1 protein-coding gene and 1 pseudogene are annotated in these 1,685 nt (G+C 58.2%); both read right to left on the bottom strand.

Annotation, left to right across the window (positions count from 1 at the left end):
• Positions 1-277 precede the first annotated feature (277 nt).
• Positions 278-1,066 (bottom strand): alpha/beta hydrolase, encoded by a 789-nt coding sequence (locus tag IQ26_RS38955; protein ID WP_145723588.1) that lies wholly within the window; start codon positions 1,064-1,066, stop codon positions 278-280.
• Positions 1,067-1,122: 56 nt separating this feature from the next.
• Positions 1,123-1,281, bottom strand: a pseudogene (locus tag IQ26_RS40995) (alpha/beta hydrolase); the annotation flags it as partial.
• Positions 1,282-1,685 lie beyond the last annotated feature (404 nt).

Below are 1,685 nucleotides of genomic sequence, written 5' to 3'. Positions count from 1 at the left end.
TTAGGGCAAGGAGGCCGCCTCGACCCAATCGCAACTCGTCGCGGCGAAAAGAACGCCCGGCTTAATCACCGACTTCTTCAACACAATCGACCCTTTCCGGACCTTGCCCTGTCGAATTCCTTCCCCCAAGCTGACATTGGCAGGGACCGCAGGCTTGGCCAAGAGCGCTCTCCGAAAGTTCGACTTCGAAGATCGGAGGAGTGATCAACAGAATGGACGCTGCCGATGTGTGGCCCCGGGCGGAGTTGATCGCCTTTGCCGCTATCAGCGCTACGCACTACTGTTTCCCTGCATTGATAAATTGCACCCAAAACCGAATCGCCTCGGCCACCCATCCTTCCGCGCTTGTATTTGAGCCGACACCGAAGCCGTGGCCGACATCCCTGTATTTGCGGTATTCGACATCCACGCCTGCGTTGCGCAGCACCACAACGCGCCGCTCCATCGCTGACGGAGGCACTATTCCATCCCGCTCGCCGACGACAACAAAGGTAGGGGGTTCATCAGCAGATGTGTCCGAGTGGCCGGTGTAAGCCATCACGACGGTCGCCGGCTTGGGAAGGTCGGGACCACCATAAGCGGCAACTCCGTACGAGCCGATCGCCGCGGCCATTCGCGCTCCCGCCGAACTGCCCCATCGCGAATAGGCGGCGGTGCTTACCCGGAGCGCCTCGGCATTTCGGAAGATGTATGAAATGGCGGCAGCCAGGTCTTCGGTGGCAACTCTACCGCCATAGCCGAGGCGGTACTTCAACACGAAGACATTGTATCCCGCCTTGCTGATCTCAGCGGCATATGGAAAGCCCTCGTGGACGGAGCCGACATAGGAAAAACCGCCGCCGGGAGCGACGACCGCGAAGGGCGCACCCGGTTTGCCCCGGAAAAGGAACAGGCCCGTATTCACGAGGGCCGGCTCCGCCTGCTTTTCCTCGGGTGTATAGAAGTCATAGAAAACGGTGTTGCCGTCGGTGGCATCGTCAATCATGCGATTGAGCGCCGAAATCACAACATCAGGGTCGACATTGCTATGACACGGCAGAAGCGAGCCGATATCGCTGATCCGCATATTTTCATCGTAGGCGCGATCATCCCAAGGCAGGAGCAATCGCGCGTGGCCTGCAAGAGATGGTCGCCATGGGAACTCTGCCCTTCGGCGGTCGGCGCATTGTTGTTGTAGGTGCCGGGGGTAGTGACAACCGTTCCGCCGACCGCCAAGCTCCCCTGATCCTGGATTACAAGGTGCTCCTTTTGATCGGCCATTGCGTCGGTTGAGGCCAGCATGGCCACAACGACCAACGATGACGCTGCGTACCGATTTCGTGAATTCAAAGCACCTATCCTTCTCAAACCTTTCGCTCCGTTGAGAAGGTAGCGATACCTGCATTCATTGATTAGATGCCGATATCCGTATGCGTCTTTAAGCTCAACTTAACAATTTGGATGAGTGGCTGACCGCGACCGAATGGCGGCTTTCGAGCGGCTCATGAAGGTCTGTTCATGGCGCTCTGTGATGCCCGCATCAAGAAGCCGAGTCATGATTCTTGCAAGGGGTGAAGCGATCAAAGTTCGACCCGCGCGCTGGCACGCTAGGTTGCCCGGTTTGCCGGAAGGAATAATCACTTGCGGCCGAGGAGTATGAAACGTGCGGTGCCCCCCGCCGCAGCGACAGCCTTCGCTATTCCTTC

The organism is Mesorhizobium tianshanense, from assembly GCF_007830515.1.
In the GTDB taxonomy this organism is placed as follows: Bacteria; Pseudomonadota; Alphaproteobacteria; order Rhizobiales; family Rhizobiaceae; genus Mesorhizobium; species Mesorhizobium tianshanense.
The sequence above is the reverse complement of the archived record's forward strand: the minus strand, read 5'-3'. Positions and strand labels throughout refer to the sequence as shown.